General features: G+C 74.2%; 1 protein-coding gene. It reads left to right on the top strand.

All coding sequences use genetic code 11. The features are described from left to right. The coding region (locus tag ACLQ20_RS31375) for a PP2C family protein-serine/threonine phosphatase (protein WP_425858388.1) at positions 1 to 207 on the top strand (207 nt) is incomplete at its 5' end. Positions 208 to 275: the final 68 nt, after the last annotated feature.

Raw genomic sequence — 275 nt, 5'->3', positions numbered from 1 at the left:
GCGGTGTCGCTGCGCCCCGGCGACGTCTGGCTGCTCTGCACCGACGGCGTCAGCGACCAGGTCGACTATCACCTGATACGGGAACTCCTGGCGGCACCGCGACCGGAGGAGGCAGTGCGGGACCTGCTCCACGGCACCCTGGAGGCCGGCGGCGACGACAACGCCACCGCCGTGATCGTCAGGGTCCACGCCACGGCCCCCCGCTGAAGGGGTCCACCCGCCGCAGACGCCGCTGGCCGGCACCCCGAGGTGGGGTGCCGGCCAGCGGCGATTCG

This window comes from Micromonospora sp. DT46, from assembly GCF_049841735.1.
Taxonomy (GTDB): domain Bacteria; phylum Actinomycetota; class Actinomycetes; order Mycobacteriales; family Micromonosporaceae; genus Micromonospora; species Micromonospora reichwaldensis.
This window is presented reverse-complemented; position numbering and strand designations above follow the sequence as displayed.